General features: G+C 74.5%; 22 protein-coding genes. 11 read left to right on the top strand and 11 right to left on the bottom strand.

All coding sequences use genetic code 11. The annotated features are described in order from the left end of the window. Positions 1 to 4: 4 nt before the first annotated feature. The 4 genes from AB2L27_RS13910 to AB2L27_RS13895 all read right to left on the bottom strand — a co-directional run bounded on the left by AB2L27_RS13910 (position 5) and on the right by AB2L27_RS13895 (position 3,661). Complete coding sequence (locus tag AB2L27_RS13910) at positions 5 to 511, bottom strand: DUF2975 domain-containing protein (RefSeq protein ID WP_370442075.1); 507 nt, start codon at positions 509 to 511, stop codon at positions 5 to 7. Between the two features lie 89 nt (positions 512 to 600). Further along, the gene (locus tag AB2L27_RS13905; protein WP_370442074.1) at positions 601 to 1,428 is read right to left on the bottom strand and encodes an RCC1 domain-containing protein; all 828 of its coding nucleotides are present in this window, start codon (positions 1,426 to 1,428) and stop codon (positions 601 to 603) included. Between the two features lie 68 nt (positions 1,429 to 1,496). Further along, positions 1,497 to 2,858, bottom strand: a complete 1,362-nt coding sequence (locus AB2L27_RS13900; RefSeq protein WP_370442073.1) for a 6-phospho-beta-glucosidase — start codon at positions 2,856 to 2,858, stop codon at positions 1,497 to 1,499. Beyond that, positions 2,855 to 3,661, bottom strand: coding sequence for a DeoR/GlpR family DNA-binding transcription regulator (locus AB2L27_RS13895; protein ID WP_370442072.1), 807 nt, complete (start codon positions 3,659 to 3,661; stop codon positions 2,855 to 2,857). Before AB2L27_RS13895 ends, AB2L27_RS13900 begins: the two co-directional genes overlap by 4 nt. Before the next feature lie 197 nt (positions 3,662 to 3,858). Between AB2L27_RS13895 and AB2L27_RS13890 the strand changes: the two genes are divergently transcribed. The 5 genes from AB2L27_RS13890 to nagB all read left to right on the top strand — a co-directional run bounded on the left by AB2L27_RS13890 (position 3,859) and on the right by nagB (position 8,956). Beyond that, the gene (locus tag AB2L27_RS13890) at positions 3,859 to 4,893 is read left to right on the top strand and encodes a carbohydrate kinase family protein (RefSeq protein WP_370442071.1); all 1,035 of its coding nucleotides are present in this window, start codon (positions 3,859 to 3,861) and stop codon (positions 4,891 to 4,893) included. A 71-nt stretch (positions 4,894 to 4,964) separates the two neighbouring features. Continuing rightward, positions 4,965 to 6,338, top strand: a complete 1,374-nt coding sequence (locus AB2L27_RS13885; protein ID WP_370442070.1) for an extracellular solute-binding protein — start codon at positions 4,965 to 4,967, stop codon at positions 6,336 to 6,338. After that, positions 6,338 to 7,279: a carbohydrate ABC transporter permease gene (locus AB2L27_RS13880; RefSeq protein WP_370442069.1), complete on the top strand. Its 942-nt coding sequence runs from the start codon at positions 6,338 to 6,340 to the stop codon at positions 7,277 to 7,279. The genes AB2L27_RS13885 and AB2L27_RS13880 overlap by 1 nt, the downstream gene beginning before the upstream one ends. A gap of 1 nt (position 7,280) precedes the next feature. Continuing rightward, positions 7,281 to 8,105, top strand: coding sequence for a carbohydrate ABC transporter permease (locus AB2L27_RS13875; protein ID WP_370442068.1), 825 nt, complete (start codon positions 7,281 to 7,283; stop codon positions 8,103 to 8,105). Between the two features lie 65 nt (positions 8,106 to 8,170). Continuing rightward, positions 8,171 to 8,956, top strand: coding sequence for a glucosamine-6-phosphate deaminase (gene nagB / locus AB2L27_RS13870; RefSeq protein WP_370442067.1), 786 nt, complete (start codon positions 8,171 to 8,173; stop codon positions 8,954 to 8,956). A gap of 27 nt (positions 8,957 to 8,983) precedes the next feature. On the opposite strand, the gene AB2L27_RS13865 is transcribed toward nagB, so the two are convergent. Continuing rightward, positions 8,984 to 9,562 (bottom strand): TetR/AcrR family transcriptional regulator, encoded by a 579-nt coding sequence (locus AB2L27_RS13865; RefSeq protein WP_370442066.1) that lies wholly within the window; start codon positions 9,560 to 9,562, stop codon positions 8,984 to 8,986. A 100-nt stretch (positions 9,563 to 9,662) separates the two neighbouring features. Here AB2L27_RS13865 and AB2L27_RS13860 point away from each other — a divergent pair, with 100 nt between their 5' ends. Further along, positions 9,663 to 10,667, top strand: a complete 1,005-nt coding sequence (locus tag AB2L27_RS13860; RefSeq protein ID WP_370442065.1) for an NADP-dependent oxidoreductase — start codon at positions 9,663 to 9,665, stop codon at positions 10,665 to 10,667. Between the two features lie 56 nt (positions 10,668 to 10,723). Here AB2L27_RS13860 and AB2L27_RS13855 read toward each other — a convergent pair whose 3' ends face one another. Beyond that, positions 10,724 to 11,125 (bottom strand): TIGR03618 family F420-dependent PPOX class oxidoreductase, encoded by a 402-nt coding sequence (locus AB2L27_RS13855; protein ID WP_370442064.1) that lies wholly within the window; start codon positions 11,123 to 11,125, stop codon positions 10,724 to 10,726. Then, positions 11,122 to 11,775: a TetR/AcrR family transcriptional regulator gene (locus AB2L27_RS13850; protein WP_370442063.1), complete on the bottom strand. Its 654-nt coding sequence runs from the start codon at positions 11,773 to 11,775 to the stop codon at positions 11,122 to 11,124. The genes AB2L27_RS13855 and AB2L27_RS13850 overlap by 4 nt, the downstream gene beginning before the upstream one ends. Before the next feature lie 54 nt (positions 11,776 to 11,829). Between AB2L27_RS13850 and AB2L27_RS13845 the strand changes: the two genes are divergently transcribed. The 3 genes from AB2L27_RS13845 to AB2L27_RS13835 all read left to right on the top strand — a co-directional run bounded on the left by AB2L27_RS13845 (position 11,830) and on the right by AB2L27_RS13835 (position 16,540). Continuing rightward, positions 11,830 to 12,897 (top strand): epoxide hydrolase family protein, encoded by a 1,068-nt coding sequence (locus tag AB2L27_RS13845; protein ID WP_370442062.1) that lies wholly within the window; start codon positions 11,830 to 11,832, stop codon positions 12,895 to 12,897. 93 nt (positions 12,898 to 12,990) lie between these two features. Continuing rightward, a complete protein-coding gene (locus AB2L27_RS13840) occupies positions 12,991 to 14,709 on the top strand; it encodes an ATP-binding SpoIIE family protein phosphatase (protein ID WP_370442061.1) in 1,719 nt (572 codons plus the stop codon). A 100-nt stretch (positions 14,710 to 14,809) separates the two neighbouring features. Next, on the top strand, positions 14,810 to 16,540 hold the full coding sequence (locus AB2L27_RS13835) for a putative bifunctional diguanylate cyclase/phosphodiesterase (RefSeq protein ID WP_370442060.1): 1,731 nt from the start codon (positions 14,810 to 14,812) through the stop codon (positions 16,538 to 16,540). A 30-nt stretch (positions 16,541 to 16,570) separates the two neighbouring features. On the opposite strand, the gene AB2L27_RS13830 is transcribed toward AB2L27_RS13835, so the two are convergent. From AB2L27_RS13830 to AB2L27_RS13815, 4 genes are all read right to left on the bottom strand, one after another. Then, a complete protein-coding gene (locus AB2L27_RS13830; RefSeq protein WP_370442059.1) occupies positions 16,571 to 17,572 on the bottom strand; it encodes a glutathione S-transferase family protein in 1,002 nt (333 codons plus the stop codon). A 139-nt stretch (positions 17,573 to 17,711) separates the two neighbouring features. Beyond that, entirely contained in the window at positions 17,712 to 18,002 is a 291-nt protein-coding gene (locus AB2L27_RS13825) for a hypothetical protein (RefSeq protein WP_370442058.1), read from the bottom strand. 143 nt (positions 18,003 to 18,145) lie between these two features. Beyond that, the gene (locus AB2L27_RS13820; protein ID WP_370442057.1) at positions 18,146 to 20,677 is read right to left on the bottom strand and encodes a cell wall-binding repeat-containing protein; all 2,532 of its coding nucleotides are present in this window, start codon (positions 20,675 to 20,677) and stop codon (positions 18,146 to 18,148) included. Positions 20,678 to 20,732: 55 nt separating this feature from the next. Beyond that, positions 20,733 to 21,371 carry a TetR/AcrR family transcriptional regulator gene (locus tag AB2L27_RS13815; protein WP_370442056.1) on the bottom strand — a complete coding sequence of 213 codons (639 nt, stop codon included), beginning with the start codon at positions 21,369 to 21,371 and terminating at the stop codon, positions 20,733 to 20,735. A gap of 77 nt (positions 21,372 to 21,448) precedes the next feature. On the opposite strand from AB2L27_RS13815, the gene AB2L27_RS13810 reads away from it, so the two are divergent. Continuing rightward, positions 21,449 to 22,927: a flavin-containing monooxygenase gene (locus AB2L27_RS13810; protein ID WP_370442055.1), complete on the top strand. Its 1,479-nt coding sequence runs from the start codon at positions 21,449 to 21,451 to the stop codon at positions 22,925 to 22,927. Further along, positions 22,924 to 23,805 carry an alpha/beta fold hydrolase gene (locus tag AB2L27_RS13805; protein WP_370442054.1) on the top strand — a complete coding sequence of 294 codons (882 nt, stop codon included), beginning with the start codon at positions 22,924 to 22,926 and terminating at the stop codon, positions 23,803 to 23,805. The genes AB2L27_RS13810 and AB2L27_RS13805 overlap by 4 nt, the downstream gene beginning before the upstream one ends. The last annotated feature ends 44 nt before the right edge of the window (positions 23,806 to 23,849 follow it).

The following is a 23,849-nucleotide window of genomic DNA, read 5'->3' as shown; positions in this document are numbered from 1 at the left end:
GCCGTCAGCCGACCCCGGCCACCTCGCGCGACCGGGCCGCCGGTGCGGCCAGCCGGTGGCGCACGACGACCAGCAGCAGCACGACGACCAGCAGCAGCACGACCCCGGTGCCCCCGACCAGCGAGGCGGCCTGGACGACCAGGGCGAACGGGCCGCCGACCCCGACCCAGCTCACCAGGTGCGTCACGGTCGCCACCGTGACGGCGGTCGCCACCGCCGCCGAGACGGCGACGACGCCCACCCAGCGCCTCGCGCCGGGGTCGAGGGGCCCGCAGTCCCTGCGGCCCCCGAGCACGGCCAGCAGCTTCCACACCCCGACCAGCGCGGCCTGCACGCACGCCAGGACCACGACCGCGGCGACCGCGTACGGCACCGCCAGGTGGGCCAGGTCCGGGGACGCCCGCGCCGCCTCGGTCGCGGCGAGGGGGACGTAGAGGACCTGACCGGCCAGCGCCCCCACGCCGAGGAGGACCAGGCACAGGCGCAGGGCGAGGACGACGGGACCGATCACCCACCGATCGTCGTCCGGTGCCCGCCGCGGGACAACGGGTCCCGGGGGGAGGTTCTGTCGACGGTGCGTGAGGCTCCCACCCGGTTCCGTCACCGGGGCGGGCAGCGCCACCCGGAGACGTCCCGCTGCCCGGCCGCGTCGTCCCCGGCCGACACGACCGTCCCGTCCGCGCGCACCCCCACCGTGTGGGCGGCGCCGGCGGCGACGGCCACGACGTCGCGCCAGTCCCGCACACCGCACTGGCCGTGGTCGTCCGCACCGGTGGCGAGGACACGACCGTCGGCGGTCACCGCGACGGTGTGCCGGCTGCCCGCCGCCACGGCGACCACGTCCCGCCACCCCTGCACCTCGCAGGCGCCGGAACCGCCCCACCCGACGGCGAGCAGCGTCCCGTCCGACCGCAGCCCCACCGTGTGCAGGTACCCCGCCGCGACGTCCACCAGGGCGCGCCACTCCTGGACCGAGCACGCACCGGACCGGTTCACCCCGGCCGCGAGCGCCGTGCCGTCGGCGCGGGCACCGACGGTGTGCCAGTCCCCGGCCGAGACCGCGACCACCTCCCGCCAGCCCGCCACGTCGCAGGCCCCCTCGGCGGTGCGCCCGACGGCGTGGACGCGCCCGTCCTGGCGCAGCCCGAGCGAGCGGCGCCAGCCCGCGGCCACCCCCACGACGTCGCGCCAGCCGGTGACCCCGCACTGCCCGTCGTCGTTCCAGCCGGTGGCGAGCACCGTCCCGTCCGAGCGCAGCCCCAGGGAGTGCGAGCGGCCGGTGTTCCGGGCGGCGTGCACGCCACCGGCGGCGACGGCCACGACGTCGCGCCAGCCGTGGACGGCGCACTCACCGGCGCTGCCCCCACCCGTGGCCGCCACCGTCCCGTCGGCCAGCGCGGCCAGGGAGTGGCGCCGGCCGCACGCCACCGGAACTGCGGAGGACCTGCCCCGCACGACCCACCTCCGACCCGGTCCGCACCCGTCGGCGGGGAGGCTCAGTGCGCCTTCAGCACCGCCGCGACCTCCGGGATCGCCTCGACGTACCCGTCGAGGAGTTTGCGGCCCACGGTCACCGAGTCGACGAGCGGGTGCAGGCTGAACGCCTGCAGCGCCTCGCGCCGGTCCCCGGTCAGGGCCGCGGCGATGGTGTGCCGCTCGACGGCCTTGACCTGCTGCATCAGGCCGAGCTGGTGCAGGTTCGGGGCGGTGGTGGTGAGCGGGTGGACGCCGTTGGCGTCCACCGTCGTCGGGACCTCGACGACCGCGTCGTCGGGCAGGGCGGCGATGGTCCCGCGGTTCCTGACGTTGAGGATCATCGTGGACCGCTCGTTGCGGGTGATGGCCGCCATCACGCCGAGGGCTACCCCGGCGTACCCCTGGTGCGAGGGGTCGGTCTCGACCTGGTCGACGTGGGCGGGTTTGCCCTGCTCCCCGCCCTTGGCCTCGGCCATGTAGCTGGCGCTGCGCGCGGTCACGGTCTCGCGCCAGAACTCCGCCGCCCGCTCGCCCTGGGCGCGGACCTGGCGGTAGAAGTCGTCCTGGGTGGCGACGAGGAACTCCCCCCGGGTCTTGCCGGAGTCGAGGATGCCCCGCACGGCGTCGCGGTTGAAGTAGTAGTAGTACAGGTACTCGTTCGGGATGAGCCCCATGGTGCGCAACCACTCGGGGCCGAAGACGATCCCCTCCTCCAGCACCGACAGCTTCTCGTCGTCGGCCAGCAGGCGCGGCAAGACGTCGACGCCGTCGTGCAGGACCCGGCGCATCCACCCCAGGTGGTTCAGGCCGACGTAGTCCATCTGCACGCGGGTGTGGTCGAGCCCGAGGACCCCGGCGACGCGCCGGCCCAGGCCGGAGGGGGTGTCGCAGATGCCCAGGACCCGGTCGCCCAGGACGCTCTGCATGGCCTCGGTGATGATGCCGGCGGGGTTGGTGAAGTTCAGGAACCAGGCGTTCGGGGCGAGTTCGCGCACCTTGTGAGCGATGTCCACCATGAACGGCACCGTGCGCAGGGCGTAGGCCAGCCCACCGGGGCCGGTCGTCTCCTGGCCGAGGACGTCCAGGTCGAGGGCGACCCGCTCGTCGCAGCAGCGCGCGCTCAGGCCGCCGACCCGGACGGCGGCGAAGATGAAGTCGCTGCCGGCCAGGGCCTGTTCGAGGGAGGTGGTGGGCACCAGCCGGGGCGCGTCGGGGAACTGCGCCGCCAGCTGGGTCAGCACCATCACCATGCCGTCGAGGCGGTCCCGGTCGGTGTCGTAGAGGGCGACCTCCTCGACCCGGGGGTTCCCCTGGTCGCGCAGCAGGGCCTGGTAGACGTAGGGGGTGCGGAAACCGCCACCGCCGAGGATGCAGAGTTTCACGTGATGATCACCTTCCCGCCGGCGTCGCGGCAGCGTTGGAGTGGGACCGGGTCGGCACCCTCGGTCGTGACGAGCACGTCGACGTCGTCGACGGAACACAGGCGCTGGGACCCCGTGCCGGGGAACTTCGTCTCGGTGGCCAGCAGGACGACCTTCTCGGCGGCCTCGATCATGGCGCGCTTGATCGGTTCCTCGACCGCCATGTTGTCCACGACGCGGCCGTTGTTCCGGACCCCCGTGCAGCTGAGCAAGACGAGGTCCGCGTTGAGGTCGCTGAGCATCTGACTGGTCGCCGAGCCGACCAGCGACTGGTAGTTGCGGCGCACGACGCCGCCGAGCAACACCAACCGGACGGCGTCGTCGTCGCGCAGGACGTCGAAGACGGCCAGGTTGGAGGTGATGACCGTGATGTCGCGGCCGCGCAGCGCCTCGGCCACGAGCACAGTGGTCGTCCCGATGTCCAGGATGACCACGTCCCCGTCGTGGACGAGGGTGGCCGCGGCGGCGGCGACGCGTTCCTTCAGGGGCCGGTCCACCGGGGAGACGAGGTCGAACGGGAGCTCGACCGTCGCGTCCGGCGCCCCGGGACCCGCCATGCGGGCGAGGTCGGCCGTGGTCTGCCTGTCCGGCGCCATGGCCCCCCCGTGGGTGCGCAGGAGTTCCCCGTCCTTGTTCAGCACCTGCAGGTCGCGCCGGATCGTGGACTGGCTGACCGCCATGCGCTCGGCGAGGTCCCGCACGCTCGTCGCACCCTCGTGGTGGATCGCCTGGAGGATGCGCCGGCGCCGCTCAGCGGAGATCACCCGCCCACCGTACGACAGGTGCGCGTGATTGACCAGGTTCGCGCAGAAGTGCGCAGCGAGCCGAGAAAGATCCGGTGAATTCTCGACAGCTCTTGCGCGGCTCTGCGCGAAATGCTCATACTCGGCGGATCGTGAGCGCCGCCGCCGATCGGGGCGCGAAACCCACCGCGACCCCCGCCGACCGACCAGGAGCGCCCGTGCCACCCAGCGTCCCCGCCCCCACCGGGCCCGCCGCCCCGACCGGCGCCGAAACCGGCGTCGAGACCGACGTCGTGTTCGGGGGGACCGTGTTCTGCGACCTGGTCATGTCGGGGACCCCGCTGCCCGGGCCCGGCGAGGAGGTCTTCGCCGACGGTTTCGCGCTGGTCCCCGGCGGCACCGCCAACCGGGCCGTGGCCACCGCGCGGCTGGGGATGCGGACGGGGATCTCGGCGGTCCTGGGCGACGACGTCCTCGGTGAGCACGTGCGCACCGTCCTGGACCGCGAGCCGGGCCTGGACCTGCGCTGGTTGCAGCGCGCCCCGGGACGGCAGACCCCGGTCACCGTCGCGGTGACCAACGAGCACGACCGCGGGTTCATCACCTACGAGGAGGACGGGACGGGCGTCCCGCAGCAGTGGCCGGGCGCCCTGCCCAGTGCCCGCGCCGCCCACGTCGGCATCGCCCGCCCGCTCCCGGGCTGGGTCGGGCGGTTGCGCGCCGCGGGGACCACGGTCTTCGGCGGTGTGGGCTGGGACGGGACCGGCACCTGGTCCCCGCAGGTCCTGCGTCACGCCGAGGAGGTCGACGTCTTCGTGCTGAACGACCTGGAGGCGCTGAACTACACCCGGACCGGTTCGGTGGAGGAGGCCGCCCGGGTCCTGACCCGGCACGTCCGCACGGTGGTCATCACCCAGGGCCGCGACGGGGTGACCGCCCTCGACGCCGGCGCCGAGGGGGCCGCGTCCCTGGTGCGCGTCCCGGCCGTCCCCGTCCGCGCCGTGGACCCCACCGGGGCCGGCGACGTCTTCACGGCGGGGTTGATGACCGGGACCGTCCTGGGCTGGGACCTGCGGACCCGGGTGGCGTTCGCCGGCCTGGCCGCCACCTCCTCGGTGCGCTCCCTGGGCGGTTCCCTCAGCGCCCCCCGGCCCGGGGAGCTCCTGGAGTTCCTCGCCGAGACCGCGCCCGAGGGCGACTGGTCCACCGTCCGCGACTGGCTGCAGGGGACCGCGACCCTCCAGCCGACCTGACCCCGCACCCCGTCCTGCCCGCGCGAGCCGCGCACCGCGGACCGCAGCCCACCTCGACCTCAGGAGACCTCGTGACCGTCAACGGAGAACTGGCACTCCCCCGCCGCGGCGTCCTCGCCCTGGCCCTCGGCTCCACCGCCCTGGTCGCCGCCGCGTGCGCGCCGGGCGGTTCCGGCGGGTCCGCCCCCGCCCCGACGAACTCCGAGCCGGTGTCGACCGACGCCGCCTCGCTGGGCGAGGTCACCCTCACGGTGTGGGACCAGAACACCGACACCGGCATCAACGACGCGCAGACCGAGCTCAACGCGCAGTTCATGGCGGCCTACCCGAACATCACGATCAACCGGGTCTCGCGGTCCTTCGCCGACCTCAAGACGACCCTGAAGCTGGCGCTGTCCGGCGACGACGCCCCCGACGTGGTGCAGGCCAACCAGGGGTACCCGGACATGGGCGCGTTCGTGGAGGCCGGTCTGCTGCTGCCCGTCGACGACTGGGCCGAGGCCTACGGCTGGACCGAGCGCTACCCCGAGGACCTGCTGAGCCTGAACACGTTCAGCGCCGACGGCAAGACCTGGCGCGAGGGGAACCTCTACGGCGTCTCCCAGACCGGGGAGATCGTCGGCCTCTACTACGACAAGCAGCAGTTGTCCCAGGCCGGGCTGTCGGCCCCCGTGACCTTCCAGGACTTCGAGGCGGCGCTGCCGGTGCTGCAGGCGGCGGGTCTGCAGCCGATGCAGTACGGCGACGCGGACAAGAGCCCCGGCATCCACCTGTTCGGCGCGACCCTGTCGGCCATCGCCGGTGAGGAGAAGGCCGGCGACCTGGTCAGCGGCAAGGGCGGGGCCTGGACCGACCCGGCGCCGCTGGAGGCCGCGACGAAGCTGTCGCAGTGGGCGGCCCAGCGGTACCTGCCCGAGGGGCACAACGGGGTCAGCAAGGCCCAGGCGGTGACGAACTTCTCCCAGGGCCAGGGCGCGTTCCTGTTCCAGGGCACCTGGCAGCAGGCGATCCTGCAGCAGGCCATGGGCGACCGGGTGGGTTTCGTCGCGCTGTCCGGGGTCGACGACAAGCCCGAGACCCTCGGCGGGGTCGGGCTGGCGTGGGCGATCACCTCCAAGACGGCCAACGCCAACGCCGCGGCCGCCTACATCGAGTTCATCACCAACGCCGCCGCCAGCCAGGTGCTCGTCGACACGGGGAACCTGCCCGTCGTCCTGCCCGAGGGGTACACCGCCCCCGAGGGCACCCTGGCCGGTGACATCGTCGGCCAGTGGCGCGAGGTCAGCACCGGGGGCGGTCTGGTCCCCTACCTCGACTACGCGACGCCGACCTTCTACGACACGCTGACGGCGGGGGTGCAGCAGCTCACCGGTGGCCAGTTCACCCCGGAGCAGTTCACCGAGTCGTTGCAGGAGGACTACGCCGACTTCCTCGAGACCCGCTGATGTCGCCGGCCCCCACCCCGAGCCGGGCCGCGGAACGCACCGGGGCCCGGCCGGTGCCGGCGGCGGTGCCCTCCCGGCCCCGGCGGCAGTGGAAGGCGTTCCTCTACCTCGCCCCGGCGCTGGTGGTCCTGACCGCCTTCATCCTCGTGCCCCTGGCCCAGGGGGCCTGGTACTCCCTGTACGACTGGAACGGGCTGACCGCCGGGTCGTGGGTGGGGGCCCAGAACTACGTCGACATCGTGACCGACCGGGACCTGCGGGCCGCGTTCGGGCACGCCCTGGTCCTCATCCTGTTCTTCGCGGTCCTGCCCGTCACCGTCGCGCTGTTCCTGACCGCCGTCATGTCCCGGGCCCCGCGTCTGCGCGGGCTGGGGTTCTTCCGCGTCGTGCTGTTCCTGCCCCAGGTCATCGCCTCGGTCGTGGTGGCGACCTCGTGGCTGGCGATCTACGCCCCGGACGGGTTGCTGAACCAGCTGCTGCGGGCGGTCGGCCTGGACCTGGTGACCCGGGCCTGGCTGGGGGACTTCTCCACCGCCCTGCCGGCGGTCGGGTTCGTCGGCACCTGGGTCGGGACGGGGCTGTGCCTGGTGCTGTTCCTGTCCGGGGTGGGCCAGATCGACCCGGAGCTGTTCGAGGCCGCGCGCCTGGACGGGGCCGGTCTGCTGCGGGAGTTCTTCTCCATCACCCTGCCCCAGTTGCGCGGGCAGATCACCGTGGCGCTGACCCTGACGGTCGTCGCGGCCCTGAAGAGCTTCGACCTGGTCTACGTCACCACCCGGGGTGGCCCCGGGGACTCCACGACGGTGCCGTCCTACCTCGCCTACGAACGGGCGTTCCAGACGAACCAGGTGGGCTCGGCCTGCGCGATCGGCCTGTCCCTGGCCGTCGTGATCGTCCTGGTCACCGTCCTCATCTCCAAGCTGCAGCCGCGGGAGTCCTGACATGCGCATCAGCCGGTTCGAGGCAGGGGTCAACTACACCCTGCTGGGGGTGTTCGCGATCTTCGCCCTCACGCCCCTGGTGGGGGTCCTGCTCACGGCCCTGACCCCGGTGGCGGAGGCGCGCAGCGGTTTCGGGCTGCCCTCGACCCTGGCCCTGGGGAACTTCGGCGAGGCGTGGCAACGGGGGCACTTCGGCGACTACATGCTCAACAGCGTCGCCGTGACCCTCGGGGTGGTGGCCCTGACCATCGTCCTGTCCGTGCTGGCCGGCTACGCCTTCGCCACCATGCGCTTCCCCGGCCGCACGGTCCTGTTCTACGTCATGCTGCTGGGGCTGATGCTGCCGGTGGAGGCGTTCGTCATCCCCCTCTACTACGACCTGCGCGGGGTCGGGCTGACGAACACGTACTGGGCGCTGCTGCTGCCCCAGACCGCGCAGTCGCTGGCCTTCGGCGTGTTCTGGATGCGCAACTACTTCCTGAGCTTCCCCACCAGCGTCCTGGAGGCCGGCCGGGTCGACGGGGCGACCGACCGGGCGCTGCTGTGGCGGGTGCTGGTCCCCAGCGCCGGGCCCGCGATGATGACGATGGGGCTGCTGGTGGGGATGTGGACCTGGAACGAGTTCCTCCTGCCCCTCATCATGATCTCCGGGGAGGGGCTGCGGACGGCGCCCCTGGGCCTGGCCTTCTTCCAGGGCCAGCACGCCACCGAGCAGTCGCTGCTGGCCGCCGCGGCGACCATCGTGGCCCTGCCCATCGTCGTGGTGTACCTGTTCCTGCAGCGCCGGTTCATCGCCGGGATGCTCGGGGGCGCCGTCAAGGGGTGACCCCACCCCGAGCCCGGACCCCCGCGAAACCCTCCAGACCCCGGACCAGTCAGGAAGTCGCACCCGTGGAAGTCGTCGTCGTCCCCTCCGCCGAGCAGGTCGCCTCCCTGGCGGCCGACGCCGTCTGCCGGTTGCTGCAGGGCGCACCCGGTGCCGTCCTGGGCCTGGCCACCGGGTCCTCCCCGCTGGCCCTGTACGCCGAGCTCATCGCCCGGCACCGCCGCGGGGAGGTGAGCTTCGCCCGGGCCCGGGCGTTCACCCTCGACGAGTACGTGGGGCTGCCCGCCGGGCACCCGGAGAGCTACCGCGAGGTGATCCGCCGGGAGCTGGAGGACCACGTCGACTTCGGGCCCGGTGCGGTCCGCGGGCCGGACGGCACCGCCGCGGACCTGGACCGGGCGTGCCGGGAGTACGAGCAGGCCATCCGGGCCGCGGGCGGGGTCGACCTGCAGGTGCTGGGCATCGGGACCGACGGGCACGTGGCGTTCAACGAGCCGGGTTCGTCGCTGACCTCGCTGACCCGACCCAAGGCGCTGGCGCAGCAGACGCGCACCGACAACGCGCGCTTCTTCGGCGGCCGGGTCCAGGAGGTCCCGTCGCTCTGCCTGACGCAGGGGCTGGGGACCATCGGCCGGGCCGGGCACCTCGTCCTGCTGGCCTGCGGGCAGCAGAAGGCGCAGGCCGTGGCCGCCACGGTCGAGGGTCCGCTGTCGGCCTCGTGCCCGGCGTCGGTGCTGCAACTGCACCCGCACGCCACCGTCCTGCTCGACCCCGCGGCCGCCTCGGCGTTGCGGCACCGCGGGTACTACGACCTGGCGTGGGCGAACAAACCCGCCGGGCAGGGGTTGTGAGCGCGCACCGCTGACCCGGCCGCCGGGTCAGGCCGCACCCCCGAGCCCCACGACGTCGAGCACCGCGTCCAGCGTGGCCACGGCCTCGGCGGGGTCGATGCGGGCGAGGACGAACGCGCTGACCACGGCCGAGGTGCACACCGTCGCCACCTGCTGCGGCGCTGCGACCCCGGCCGCGACCGCGCCCCGGAGCAGGGCCGCGTGCAGTTCGGTGCGGTACTCGTGCACGACCTGCGCGACGGCCTCGTCCCGGCCCACCGGGGCGGTCGCGGCGTTCAGCAGGAGGCACCCGGACTGCACCACCGCCGGCCGGTCGTCGGCCAGCGCCCCGCGCACCCCCCGCAGGTAGTCCTCCAGCGCCCCGGGGGCGACGTCGGGCCCGCGCAGGGGCCGCAGCCGGGGCCGAACGACGTCCTCCAGGTAGCTGTCCACGGCCGCGTCGAACAGGCCCCGCTTGCTGCCGAAGGCGTGGTAGAGGCTGGAGCGGCGGACGCCGGTGGCCTCCTCCAGGTCGGGCACGGAGACGTCCTCGTACCCGCGGTCCCAGAAGAGGGTGCGTGCCGCCCGCACGACGGTGGCGGTCTCGAAGGTCTGCGCCCGGCCCATGCCCGTGAGTATAGTGGAACGGTCATCACACAAAAGGTCGTCGGCCCCGGCGGGGAACCCGCAGGAGGAACGACCGATGCAACGACCGAGAGGAAGTCCCGTGCCCACCAGCACCCAGGTCCAGCTCGTCTCCCGCCCGACCGGCTGGCCGACCCCGGAGAACTTCCGCACCGTGCAGGTCGAGCTGCCCGACCTGGGCGAGGGCGAGGTGCGCGTGCAGAACGAGTTCGTCTCCGTCGACCCGTACATGCGCGGGCGCATGAACGACGCCAAGAGCTACGTCCCCCCGTACGCGCTGGGCGAGACCATGACCGGCGGGGCCGTCGGCCGCGTCGTCGCCACCACCAGCGAGGACCTGCCCGAGGGCACCCTCGTCGTGCACAACCTCGGCTGGCGCGACGTCGCCCAGGGCCCGGCCGCGGAGTTCCGCGCCGTGCCCGAGGTCCCCGGCGCCCCGAACTCCGTGCACCTGGGCATCCTCGGCATGACGGGCCTGACCGCCTACGCCGGTCTCGTCGACGTCGCCCACCTGCAGGAGGGCGACACCGTCTTCGTCTCCGGCGCCGCCGGTGCCGTCGGCACCGCGGTCGGGCAGATCGCCCGCCTCCTCGGCGCGGGCCGCGTCGTCGGCTCGGCCGGGTCGGCCGAGAAGGTCGAGCTGCTGACGTCGAAGTACGGCTACGACGCGGCCGTGAACTACAAGGACGCCCCGATCCGCGAGCAGCTCCCGACCGTCGTCCCCGACGGCGTCGACGTGTTCTTCGACAACGTCGGCGGCGACCACCTCGCCGCGGCGATCGACACCTTCAACCCGCACGGTCGCGCCGCGCTGTGCGGGGCGATCTCGGCCTACAACAGCACCGAGCGCCCGGCCGGCCCGGAGAACATGTTCCAGCTCGTCGCCAAGAAGCTCACGCTGCGCGGGTTCATCGTCGGCGACCACGCCCACCTCGCCGGTGAGTTCCGCGAGCGCATGACCGGCTGGTTCGCCGAGGGGAAGGTCGTCTTCGACGAGACCGTCGTGGACGGGATCGAGAACTCCGTCGAGGCGTTCCTGTCGATGATGCGCGGGGCGAACACCGGCAAGATGGTCGTCCGCCTCTGACGCACCGACCGGGCAGGACGGCGCCGCCCCGCCCGGGGTGGCGCCGTCCTCGCGCGTCAGGGCGTGTGCAGGTGCTCGACGGCGATCGTGACGACGACGCGCGAACCGCACGAGCCGCCGAACCCCGGGTAGGGCCGGCCGAGGTAGCGCTGCGACAACCCGTCGAGGTGCTCGTCCGCGCCGTCGGTGGTCGTCGAGACCACCCGGCCCCGCACGGCCCACGACCGCATCGGGTTCGCCGGGTCGGCGATCCCGACGGCCACCCGCGGGTCTCGGGCGATGTTGCGCGCCTTCTGGTGGGTCTCGACGGTGTTGACGACGACGTGCTCGCCGTCGGTGTCCACCCACGTCTGGCTGACCTGCGGCGAACCGTCCGGCATGAGCGTGGTGACGAAGCAGGTCGCGCGGCCGCGCAGGACCTCGAGCAGGTCGGCGGGGAGTTCGGCGGGACGGGTCACGGGGTTCCTCCGGTGGTGGTGGTGGGCGGGTGGCCGAAGAGGACCTCGACCACGTCGTCGGTGGGGGCGGGACCGGGCAGGTCGGCGTGGCGCAGACCGGCCAGGGCGATGGCGAGCGCCCGTCGCCACAGGTCGGGGGCGTGCTCGCGGGAGGCGTCCAGGACGCTGCCGACCATGCGGTGGACGGCGACGAGGTCGGCGGGGGTGAGCCCGGCGGGCACCTGCCCGGCGTCGGCGGCGCGGGCGAGCAGCCCCCGCACGACGGGGGTCACGTGCTCGTGGGCGCGGCGCACGACGGCGGCGGACCCCGCGTCCCCGCGCATGGCCATCCCCAGGGCGGGGGTGGCCTCCTCGAGCTGGAGCTGGCGCTCGAAGAAGCCGACGAGCCCGCGCCAGGGGTCCTCGTCGGCGGCCGCGTCGTCGGCGAGCGCGCAGACGGCGTCGATGTGCTCGCCGAACACGGCGTCGAACAGGTCCTGCCGGTCGGGGAAGCGGCGGTAGACGGTGCCGATGCCCATGCCGGCCTCGCGGGCCACCTCCTCGTAGGAGACGCCGAGACCGTTGCGGGACATCAGGTCCGTGGCGCACTCGACGAGGCGGCGGCGGTTGCGTTCGGCGTCGCGGCGCAGGGGTCGCTCGGTGGGTGGCACGTCGGCACCGTACCTAAGCGGAAGCCTTCTTCTCAAGTTGAGGATTTCTTCCGCTTGTGGTGCGCTGCCGCCACGACCACCACCACCGACACCGCGGTCGCACCCCACCCGATCGAGGTCCCGGAGTCCGCGCTGGAGGACCTGCGGGCACGACTGGCCGCGACCCGCTGGCCCCGCCCGGAGACCGCACCCGGCCAGGGACCGCGCCTGCGGGCGCTGCAGGACCTCTGCGCGTACTGGGCGGAGGGGTACGACCGGCGACGCTGCGAACGCGACCTGAACTCCCTCGGCAGTTCCCGCACCGTCCTGGACGGCACGGGGATCCACCTGCTGCACGTCCGCTCCCCCGAACCCGGCGCGCGACCGCTGCTGCTGTGCCACGGCTGGCCGGGGTCCGTGCTGGAGTTCCGGCGGATGATCGGGCCGCTCACCGACCCCGTCGCGCACGGCGGCCGCGCGCAGGACGCCGTCCACGTCGTCGTCCCCTCGATGCCCGGTTTCGGCTTCTCCGACGCCCCGAGCGGGACGGGGTGGGGCGTGCAGCGGATCGCCGACGCCTGGATCAGCCTCGTGCACCGCCTGGGCTGCCGGGACGGCTGGTTCGCCCAGGGCGGGGACTGGGGTGCGGCCGTCGTCGACGCCATCGGCCGCACCCCCGACTCCGGTTGCGCCGCAGTGCACTTCAACCTCCCGATGGTCTTCCCCACCGAGGCCGAGGTCGAGGCCGCCACCGAGGACGAGCAGCGGGTGCTGGGGCGGGCCCGGCTGTACGCCACCGAGCAGGACGGCTGCGCGCGCGTCCAGGCCACCCGCCCGCAGACCGTCGGGTACGCCCTGGCCGACTCCCCCGTCGCGCTCGCCGCATGGGTCCTCACGCTCTTCGAGGACGTGACCGACCGCCGGGAACGACCCGCCGCCGGCGGCCCCGGTCCGACACCGGCGGGTTCCAGCGTGTTCCCCGCCGAGGCCGTGCAGGCCTCCCGCCGCTGGGTCGAGCGCCGCTGCGCGACCGTCCTGCACCACGCCCACCTCGACCGCGGCGGGCACTTCGCCGCCCTGGAGCAGCCGGACCTGCTCACCGAGGAGGTCCGGGCGACGTTCCGCGGCCTCCGGCTCGGCTGAGACGACGCGCCGGCCAGGGCCACCGAGCACCCGCGGGCCGGGTGTGGTGTGCTCGGGACGGACGATCGGCAGGAACGGGACCGGGAGATCGGGATGGACGGTGAGCGGTCGGTCTGGCGGGACCTGGCGGACTTCGCCGTCCGGCTGAGCGCGGCCGCCACCCTCGAGGACGTCCTGCGCGCCCTGACCGACCACGGCCTGCGCATCCTCGGCTCGGCCGGCTGCGGGCTGGTCACCCGCGCCGAGGACGGCGGCTGGGAACTGGTGCTGGCCACCTCCTTCAGCGGCGAGCTGCGCTCCCGCTTCGCCCATGAACCCCACGACAGCCCGCTGCCGGCCTGCCGGGCCGCGCGCGAGGGGCGCACGTTCCTCGTCCCCGACCGCGAGGCCGCCCACGCCGTGCACCCGCGGATGGCCGACGTCGTCGACGCCACCGGACGCGCCCGGTGGGCCCTGCTGCCCCTGCGGGTGGCCGAGGAGACGTACGGGTCGCTGGCCGTCTCGTGGGTCGCGCCGGGCCCGTTCGGGGACGAGGAGGAGGAACTGCTCGCGGTGTTCGCCGCGCACTGCGCCCCGTCCCTGCACCGCGTCGTGTCCCGCCACCGCCAGGACCGGGCCACGGCCCACGTCGTCGGGCTGGCCCGGGCGCTGCAGCGGGGGGTGCTGTCCCGGCTGCCCGCCGTCGAGGGCCTGGACCTCGCCGTGGACTACCGGCCCGTGCGGACCGGGGCCTCCATCGGGGGCGACTGGTACGACGTCTTCACCCGGGCCCGCGGCGACCTGCTGCTCGCCGTCGGCGACGTCGCCGGGCACGACGCGCGCGCCGCGGCCGCGATGACCCGGCTGCGCACCATGCTGCGCGCCCTGGCCTGGGACAGCGACGACGGCCCGGCGCGGCTGCTGGACCGGCTCGACGCCGCGGTCGCCGCGCTCGAACCCGACGCGCTCGCCACCGCCGTGCTCGTCAGCGCGACCGTCGTGCCCGGCGGGGGCCTGGACGTGCGGTGGGCCAACGCCGGGCACCCGCCCCCGCTGGTGCGCCACCCCGACGGGCACGTGGAGGTGCTGCGCGAGGACGGCGGCGACGACCTGCTGCTGGGGGTGGACGCCTCGCAGGCCCGCACCGAGCACCGCACCGTGCTGGACGGCGGGAGCCTGCTGGCCCTGGTCACCGACGGCGTCGTGGAGGACCGCGAGTCCGACCCCGAGCAGGCGCTGCTGGCCTTCGGGCACACCCTGCAGGACCCCCGCCGCACCGGTGTGCAGGAGCAGTGCGAGCGCCTCGGTCAGGTCCGCGACCCGGACGTCGAGGACGACCGGACGATCCTGCTCGCCGGCGTCGGGCACACCCCCCTGCCCGCACCCGACGGCCCCGCCGACCTCCCACCGGTCGAGGCCGTCGCCAGCTCCCGCGTCGTCGTGCTGCCCTGCGCGCCGGGGTCCTCGGCCGCCGCCCGCCGCGTCGTGCGGGTGCTGGCCGGCGGCGACGGCTGGGACGAGGACGCCGTCGACACCGCCGAACTGCTCGTCAGCGAGCTCGTCACGAACGCCGTGACCCACGGGCGCAGCGACATCCGGTTGCAGGCGGCGAGCTCACCGGACCGGCTGCTGGTGGAGGTGGGTGACGAGAACGACCGGTTGCCCGAGGTGCTGCCGGCCGACGCCGGCGCCCTGTCCGGGCGCGGGCTGCACCTGGTCCAGGCCGCCGCGCACGCCTGGGGGGCCCACCCGGTCGACGGCACCGGGGTCACCGGCACGGGGACGGGCAAGGTCGTGTGGTTCGCCCTGCACCGCGAGGCCCCCGGCCCCTGAGGATCCGCGCCCACCCGGTCAAGGACGGGCCGGGGCGCGCCGATGCTGTGGCGTGGCCGGTCGAGCGCGTGGGGTTCCCGAGGTGGCGACACCTGGGCTCATGGCGTACACCACCGGCGCCTTCTACGTGACCGGCGGGACGGCCGCGGCCCTGACGACGACGGGCTCCTGGCCCCACCCGGACCCGCGCACGACCGCGGTCCTGGTGCTCGCGGCGATCGCGGTGACGGCCGGCGCGGCGCTCCTGCGCTGGGGGCGGTCGCTGCCGCACGGCGCCTACCACCCGGTCGTGGTGCAGGGGGCACTCCTGGTGGCCACCGCCGTCGTCCTCAGCCGCGACGACGTCACCGCGCTCGCGATCGCGGGCATCTTCGTGTTCTGCGCCATCGACAACCTCTACTTCTTCGCCCGCCGCGCCGCGCTGGCCCACACCGCGCTGCTGCTCGCGGCCGTCGCCGGAAGCCTGCTGTGGCGGCAGATCGACCCGGGGGTGGTCGGGGCGGTCATGATCGTGCAGGTCGCCGTCGTCGCGGTCATCGGCCGGCTCGTCCAGCGCGCCGCGCACGGGACGCGCGACGGCCTGACCGACCTGCTCAACCGCCGGGGACTGGACGAACGGGTCGAGGAACGCGTGGAGGGCGCGCACCGCGCCGGGGCCCCCCTGGCGGTCGCGCTCATCGACATCGACCACTTCAAGCAGGTCAACGACCTCGGCGGGCACGCGGCGGGCGACGAACTGCTCGTCGACCTCGCCGGGCGCCTGTCCGCGCGCCTGCACGCCCTCGTCCCGGCCGCGGCCCTGGCCCGGCACGGGGGCGACGAGTTCGCCGTCGTGCTGCCCGGCACCGACCTGGACGGCGCGCAGGACGTCGCCCAGGCGCTGCGGGCCGAGGCCGCCCCGACGGGGTTGTCCATCGGGGTCGCCCAGCTGCGCGCCGGGGAGGACCCCGCGACCCTCATGCGCCGCGCCGACTCCGCGCTGTACGAGGCCAAGGCCGCCGGCCGGGGCCGGGTCGCGGTGGCCGGGGGCGTGGACGAGGGCCTGCTGGAGGACCTGCGCACGGCGCTGCGCGAGGGGACCCTGCAGGCCGTCCTGCAACCCGTCGTCGTGCCCGGCGCCGGGCCGGGGGCCACGCGCCTGGTGGGGGTGGAGGCCCTGGCCCGCTGGACCCACCCCGTGCGCGGCCCGGTCTCCCCCGCGGTGTTCATCCCGCTGGCCGAGGCCAACGACCTCATCGCCGACCTGGACCGGGTGGTGATCCGCCGGGCCTGCGCCGACGCCGTCGAGCTGCGGCGGGCCGTCGGCCAGGACCTGTTCCTCACCGTCAACGCCTCCGGGCGCCACCTCGTCGACCCCGACTTCCTGCAGGACCTGCTGGCCACCGCCACCGAGACGGGCTGGCCCCTGTCCGGGCTGGTCGTGGAGGTCACCGAGAGCACCGTGGAGTCCGCCTCGGACGCGACCCGCGACACCCTGGAGGAACTGCGCGCCGTGGGCGTGCGGGTCGCCATCGACGACTTCGGGACGGGCTACTCCGCGCTGAGCCAGCTCGACACGATGCCCGCCGACTTCCTCAAGCTCGACGCGCACTTCACCGCCCAGCTCACCGTCAGCGACCGCCGTCGCGCCCTGCTCGCGGGGCTGCTGCGGATGTCGACCGACCTGGGCCTCGTGGTGATCGCCGAGGGCGTGGAGACCGGCGAGCAGGAACAGGCGCTGCTGGCGCTGGGCTGCCCGCTGGCCCAGGGGTACTGGTACCAGCGGCCGCAGCCCGTCGCCGACCTCGTGCGGGCCCTGCACCCGGACACCCCGGTGGTCCGCAGCGCCTGAGGGCCCGCGTCCACCGGGTCGTCCGGGGCGTCAGGCCGCCTGCGGGGCGTGCCCGGCCGGGACGACCTCGGCGGGCACCGGCGGGGGCGGCGGGGTGCCGTCCCCGAACGGGCGCCCGCCCATCTCCTCGCGGCCGTGCGGTTCCAGCCAGCCGGACAGGTCTGGGCCGGCGGGGACGACGCCCGTGGGGTTGATGTCGCGGTGCACGACGTAGTAGTGCGCCTTGATGTGCTCCACGTCGATCGTGTCCCCGAAACCCGGGGTCTGGTACAGGTCGCGGAAGTAGGCCGACAGCACCGGCATCTCCGACAGCTTCTGCCGGTTGCACTTGAAGTGCCCGTGGTAGACGGGGTCGAACCGGGCCAGCGTCGTGAACAGCCGCACGTCGGCCTCGGTGATGGTGTCCCCCACGAGGTAGCGCTGGGTGGACAGGCGCTCGGACAACGCGTCGAGGCGGGCGAACAACCGGTCGTACGCCTTCTCGTAGGCCTCCTGCGTCCCGGCGAAACCCGCCCGGTAGACGCCGTTGTTGACGTCGCGGAACACGTCGCGGTTGACGGCGTCGATCTCGGCGCGCAGGTGCTCGGGGTAGAGCTGCGGGGCCCCCTCGCGGTGGAACCGCGTCCACTCCAGCGACAGGTCGATCGTCATCTGCGGGAAGTCGTTGGTGACGACCTGACCGGTGGGGACGTCGACGATCGCGGGGACCGTGATCCCCCGGTCGTAGTCCGGGACGCGCGCTAAGAACGCCTCCTGCAACCGTTCGATGCCCAGGACCGGGTCACGGCCGTCGGGGTCGAGGTCGAACGTCCACGAGCGTTCGTCGTGGGTCGGGCCGCACACGCCCATCGACAGCGCGTCCTCCAGGCCGAGCAGGCGGCGCACGATGATCGCCCGGTTCGCCCAGGGGCAGGCCCGGCTGACGATCAGTCGGTACCGGCCCGCCTCGACGGGCCAGCCGTCGCGACCGTCCGCGGTGATGCGCGTCTCCAGGTAGCGCTGGTCCCGGCGGAAGTCCCCCGTCGGGTTCACGTACCCCGAGCCTCCCCCGGAATTCGATCCCTCGCTCGCCACCGTCCGGCCTCCCCACCGGCCGGACGGGCGCCGGCCTTCTCCAACACTCAAGCAGGTGCCGGGGCGGGCCGCACGCCGTCACCGGCGGCGGGCGGGCTCACTCCGTGGCGTCGTCCTCGAGCAGTTCGACGGCGGCGTGGGCGCGGTTGAAGAAGTCCACCGACACGATGACCGCGGCCTCGGTCCCGCCGCGCGTCACCACGAGCGGTTTGCGCAGGACACCGTCGATGACGTCGGACAGGTCCACCTCGGTCTCGTCGGCGTGCGGGTAGATGGCCGACGCCGGGTCCTCGGCCGCGTCGCGGCGGAACTCGGCCACCCGTTCCCGGGCCTCGGCGTACTCGGCGGCGATGTCAGCGCTGGTGTCCTCAGTCGTGGGCCCGCTCACCGCTGCACCTCCTCGGGGAGCAGGTTCGACGGGACGGCGTCCTGAGAACCCGGGAGTTCGCAGGACAGGCGGCGTTCGGCGTCCATGGGCCAACGCTAGTCCAGCCCCCCGGCCGGTGCACCACCGGCCGGGACCGTCCGGGATCAGTCCTGGGCGATGGCCCGCCCGAGGGAGGCGTAGGCGGCCGCCGGCACGGACGGCTCGCCGCCGAAGACCACCCCGGTGGTCAGCGGCTTGGCCGCGTTCAGCCCCGCCAGGGCCGAGCGGGCGGCCGGCGCCAGGTCCGGACCGGACGTGAGCAGCAGCGGGCCGCCCAGGAGCCCGACCGCCGCGGAGCCGACGAGGGCGTCGGGCCAGTTGTCCCCGGTCGCCACGCCGACGACCTTCGTACCGCCGGCGGCTGCGGTGAAGCGCCCGGCGACGAGGGCAGCGGTGTCGAAGCGGTCGACCCCGACGATCGCGCGCGCCGCGCTGCCGCCGTCGGCGGGCAGCGCCGTGGCGGCCGCCGCGGCGGCACCGCCGACGGGCACCACGCGCGTGGCGCCGGGGTCCTTCGCCTGCAGGGCCGCCTTCGTGGCCGCCGGCAGGGTCGCGCCGTCGGTGAGCAGGACGACCCCCCCGGTGCGCGCCGCGAGCGCGGACACGGCCAGCCCGTCGGGGAAGTTCACCCCGCTCGCCAGGTAGATCGGCGCGGTGTCCGTACCGGGCGCGCGGGCGGCGACCTCCTCGGCGATGCGGGCCGCCGTCTCGTAGCGGTCCTCACCGGCGATCCGCTTCACCGTGAAGTTCGGCGAGAGCGCCGTGAGGGCGTTCTCGACGGCCGTCGACACCGTGCCGCTGCCGCCGAGGACGTAGATCGTGCCGCCGGGGGCGAGCACGCGCGAGATCTCGGTCCCCGTCGTCGCGGTCAGCTTGTCGGACTCGGTGAGCAGCAGGGGCGCCGCCGCCGCCGACGCCAGCCGGGCCCCGGCGAGGGCGTCGGCGTACTTCGTCGACGCGGACACCACGACGGAACCGGCCGAAGCCGGCGTCGGGAACAGCGCCTTGGAGGAACCCACCGACGTCTCGATGCGGTCCTTGCCGGACAACCGGCTCCGCGGGACGTCGAGGACGGGTTTGCGGACGGTCGCGTACGGGGTCACGGCCGCCGAGGCCGGGGAGTCCGTCCCGGTGCCGAAGGAGTTCTTCGCGGCGACCGTGAACGTGTACTTCGACCCGTTCGCCAGGCCCGTGAGGACCTGGGTGGTGGCCTGGGTCGCGGCGAACGTCACCGGGGTTCCGGGGACGCCGTCCTGGACGGGGGTGACGACGTACCCGGTGACGGGGCTGGGCGTGGCGCCCGCGGTCGCGGCGACGGAGGTGGCGGGTTTCCAGGTGACGACGGCCCTGCCGTCGCCGGCGACCGCGGTCGGGGCGGCGGGAGCGGCCGGCAACGCCCCCACGGTGAGGGTGATGACCTGGTCGTCGTGCCCGCTGGCGTTCGTGGCGCGCAGCGTGAACGTGACGTTGCCCGCAGCGGTGGGGGTTCCGGACAGGACCCCGGTCCCGGAGGCCACCGTCAGCCAGCTCGGGGCGTCGCTGAGCAGGGACCAGGTCGGGGCGGGCGTCCCGCTGGCCTTCGCCGCGTAGGTCCAGAGCTGCTTGACGGCGCCGGTCGCCACGGGTGCGGACGTGAACCGCGGGGCCGCCGGGTCGGCGGTGGAGGTCAGGACCTTGACCTGCGGCGTGACGCCGTCGTCGGCGACCCACAGGGAACCGGAGGCGTCGGTCGCGACGGCCGTGGGGACGTCGAACGTCCCACCCCCGGTGGAGAGGGTGCCGACCACGCCGGCGGGGCTGATCGTGCGGATCGACTTCGCGACCGGATCCGCCGCGTAGACCGTGCCGTTGCGGTCGACGGCCAGGGAGGTCGGGGTCCTGCCCCCGGCCCCGAGCGACCCGAGCACGGCGAGCCTGCCGTCGGCCGTCACCTTCCCGACCGTGCGGTTGCCGGAGTCGGCGACGTAGAGGTTCCCCACCGCGTCGAGGGCCACGGCGGCCGGGGCGTTGAGCGGGACCTTGTTGGCGTCCCCGGCGATCGCCGCGCCCGCGAAACCCGTTCCGGCGACGACGGAGATCGTGCCGCTGCCGGCGGTGACCTTCTCGACCTGGTTGTTCCCGGCGTCGGCGATGAAGACGTTGCCGGCCGCGTCCACGGCGACCCCGGTCGGGTCCTTCAGCGGCGAGTCCACGGCGGGCCTGCCGACGGCGGCCGGCCCCTCGGTCCCGGAGCCGGCCACGGGGCTGAGGGTGGAACCGCTCAGCTTGAGCACCCGGTCCAGGCCGGGGTCGGCGATGTAGAGGGAGCCGTCGGGACCGAACGCCAGCCCTGCGGGGTGGGACAGCTTCCCGGCCGTCGCGTCCACGACGGTGGCCGCGCCGGATGCGTCGATCGTCTTCACGGTGCCGTCACCGGCGTCGGAGAAGACCACCGTGCCGTCGGCGGCGACGGCCACACCGGTGGCCCGGGCCACCGCGCCGGACGTCACCAGGTCGGCCACGGCGTAGGCGTAGCCGGCAGGGGCCGCGTGCGCGGACACCCCACCGGCGACGATCCCGACCGGCAGGGACATCGCGAGCAGCCAGGTGGCGGGACGGCGGAACCGGGAGCCGGGACGGCGCGGGGCGGAGGTCACGTCTGGTCCATCGGCGCGGGCGGCGCGGAGGTGAAGGCGGAGGTGGGTCCCCGGGTCAGGGGGTGCGGGCGCCGTAGATCGTCCGCAGCCAGACGGTGAGCAGCACCTCGACCGCGTCGTCGGCGGCCAGGCCGGGGCGTTCCCCGGCGAACGCGGAGTGCAGGACGCGCTCGTTCATCCAGTTCAGGGCGACGGCCAGGTCCCGCGCCGGGGGGCCGTCGGGGGCGTGGCCGCGGGCCCGTTCGGCCTCGATCTCGGCCGCGGTCTCGGCCACGAACCGTTCCATCACCCCGTTCCACACCTCGCGGACGGCGGCGCTGGTGGCGCGGGCCTCGGCCGCGGCCAGCGTCACCGCGAGGTGGGAGCGGAAGGGCTGGGCGATGGCGCCGATGACGTGGCGCCAGCGGTCCTCCACCCCGGGGGCCGGGGCGGTGACGGCCTCGTCGCGGCGGGCGCGGGCCTCGGCCACGACGCGGTCCAGCAGCGCCAGCAGGACCGCTTCCTTGGACGGGAAGTAGAAGTAGAACGTGGGCCGGGACAGGCCCGCGCCGCGGGCGAGGTCGTCGACGGAGACGTCCGCGTAGGACCGCTCCCCCAGCAGCCGTTCGGCCGTGTCGAGGATGGCGCGCTCGCGCTCGTCGCCCCGGGGCCGGGACGTGCGGCGCCCCCGGGCGACGGCGGTCGACTCGCTCACCGGTCCGACTGTAGTGCGCGGGCCGCTGCGTCGACACCCTGTTGACAGACTCGACACCGCGTTGAACAGTGGTCGTCGTGGACAGCGACGCAGCGACCGAGCACCTCGACGTCCTCGTGGTGGGGGCGGGCCTGTCCGGCGTCGGAGCCGCCTGCCAGCTCGTGCGGCGCCGCCCCGGCAGCACGTTCGCCGTCCTGGAAGCGCGCGGCGCCACCGGCGGCACGTGGGACCTGTTCCGCTACCCCGGCGTCCGGTCGGACTCGGACATGTACACCCTCGGGTACTCCTTCCGGCCCTGGCGCGGCGGCCAGGCCATCGCCGACGGCGCCTCGATCCGGCAGTACGTGCAGGACACCGCCCGCGAGTTCGGCGTGGACGAGCGCACCCGGTTCCACCACCGCGTCGTCTCCGCGGAGTTCTCGACCGCCACGGCCCGCTGGACGGTCCGCGTCGAACGCCCCGCGGCCGGCGGGGGGACCGAGACGGTCACGATGACGTGCGGTTTCCTCCTGAGCTGCACCGGCTACTACCGCTACGACGCGGGGTACTCCCCGCAGTTCCCCGGCCTGGAGGAGTTCACCGGCGCCGGTGGCCGGGTCGTCCACCCCCAGCACTGGCCCACCGACCTCGACACGCACGGGAAGCGGGTCGTCGTCATCGGCAGCGGCGCCACCGCCGTCACCCTCGTGCCGAACCTGGCCCGCGAGGCCGCGCACGTGACGATGCTGCAACGCTCCCCGAGCTGGGTGCTCGCCCTGTCCTCCCGCGACCACCTCGCCGACCGGTTGCGCGGCAAGGTCCCCGAGGGGATCTCCTACCCGCTGGTGCGGGCCAAGCACGTCGCCCTGGCCACCGCCACCTACCAGTTCAGCCGCCGCCGCCCGCAGGCCGCGCGCCGCTGGCTGCGCGCCAAGGTGGCCGAGAAGCTGCCCGCCGGGTTCGACGTCGACCGCCACTTCACCCCCCGCTACGACCCGTGGGACCAGCGCGTCTGCTTCGTCCCCGACGGCGACCTGTTCCGCGCGCTGCGCTCGCAGGCGGCCTCGGTGGTCACCGACGGGATCGACACGTTCACCCCCCGCGGGATCCGGCTCACCTCCGGCGCCGAGCTGGACGCCGACGTGGTCGTCACCGCCACCGGCCTGGACCTGCTGTTCCTCGGCGGCGTGGACCTCGCCGTCGACGGGGAACGGATCGACCCGGCGCAGTCGGTCGTCTACCGGGGGATGATGCTGTCCGGGGTGCCGAACTTCGCCTTCGCCCTCGGGTACACGAACGCCTCCTGGACGCTGAAGGTCGACCTGGTGACCGAGCACGTCTGCCGGCTGCTCGCCCTCATGGACCGGCGCGGCCACCGCGTCGTGCGGCCGGGAACCCCCACCGACCCCGCCCGCCGCCCGCTCATCGACCTCGACGCCGGGTACGTGCGCCGCGCCGCCGGGCGCCTGCCGCAGCAGGGGGCCGCGAGCCCGTGGCGGTTGCGGCAGAACTACCCCGCGGACCGGTGGACGCTGAAGCACCGCCGGGTCGCCGACCGCGCCCTGGAGTTCTCGTGACCCTCCCCCGCCCCCTCGCCGAACCCCGGTCCACCCTGCTGGGCAACGGGATGCGCGTCCGGTACCGCGTCCAGGGCGAGGGCGACCCGGTGCTCCTGCTGCACGGGATCGGGTGCAGCCTGGAGGACTTCGACGAGCAGGTGGAGCTGCTGTCGGGCCGGTACCGGTGCTGGGCGGTCGACCTCGCCGGGTTCGGCGGCAGCGACCCGATGCCGGTCCCGGGCACCGTCGGCCGCCTCGGCGCCTTCGTCGCCGCGTTCACCGACGCGGTGGGCCTGGACGTCCCCGCGCACGTCGTCGGGAACTCCCTCGGCGGGGCCGTCGCGCTGCGGTTCACCGCCGACCACCCCGGCCGGGTCCGCACCCTCACCCTCGCAGACCCCGCCGGTTTCGGTCGCGACGTGACCGTGGCCCTGCGCGCGATCACCGTGCCGTTCCTGGCCCGGCGCCTGCTGGAACCCAGCGCGGAGTCCGCCCGCCGCACGCTGCGGGCGGTGTTCCACGACGGCGACCTCGTCACCGCCGAGCGGGTCGCGCTGGCCGAGCGGCTGAGCCGCCGCCCGCACGCAGCGCGCGTCATGCACGAGACCGCCCGCTCGCTGGGAACCCCGTTCGGGGTGCGGCGGCGCTGGCGCCGGGAGCTGCTGCGCGCGGCCGCCGCGAACCCCGTCCCGACCCTCGTCGTGTGGGGTGAGCAGGACGAGATCCTGCCCGCCACCCACCTGCACGCCGCCCGGCGCGCGCTCCCGCACGCGCGGACCCACCTGTTCGCCGCCACCGGTCACATGCCGCAGATCGAGCGCGCCGGTGAGTTCGCCGACCTGGTGCAGCAGTTCTGGACCGAGACCACCACGAGCCGCCCCGGAGAAAACCCGTGACCCCCACCGCCCTGCCCACGACGCTGCCCACGACGCCGCCCCGG

Origin of the sequence: Kineococcus halophytocola (assembly GCF_041276425.1) — a bacterium.
Classification (GTDB): Bacteria; Actinomycetota; Actinomycetes; order Actinomycetales; family Kineococcaceae; genus Kineococcus; species Kineococcus halophytocola.
This window is presented reverse-complemented; position numbering and strand designations above follow the sequence as displayed.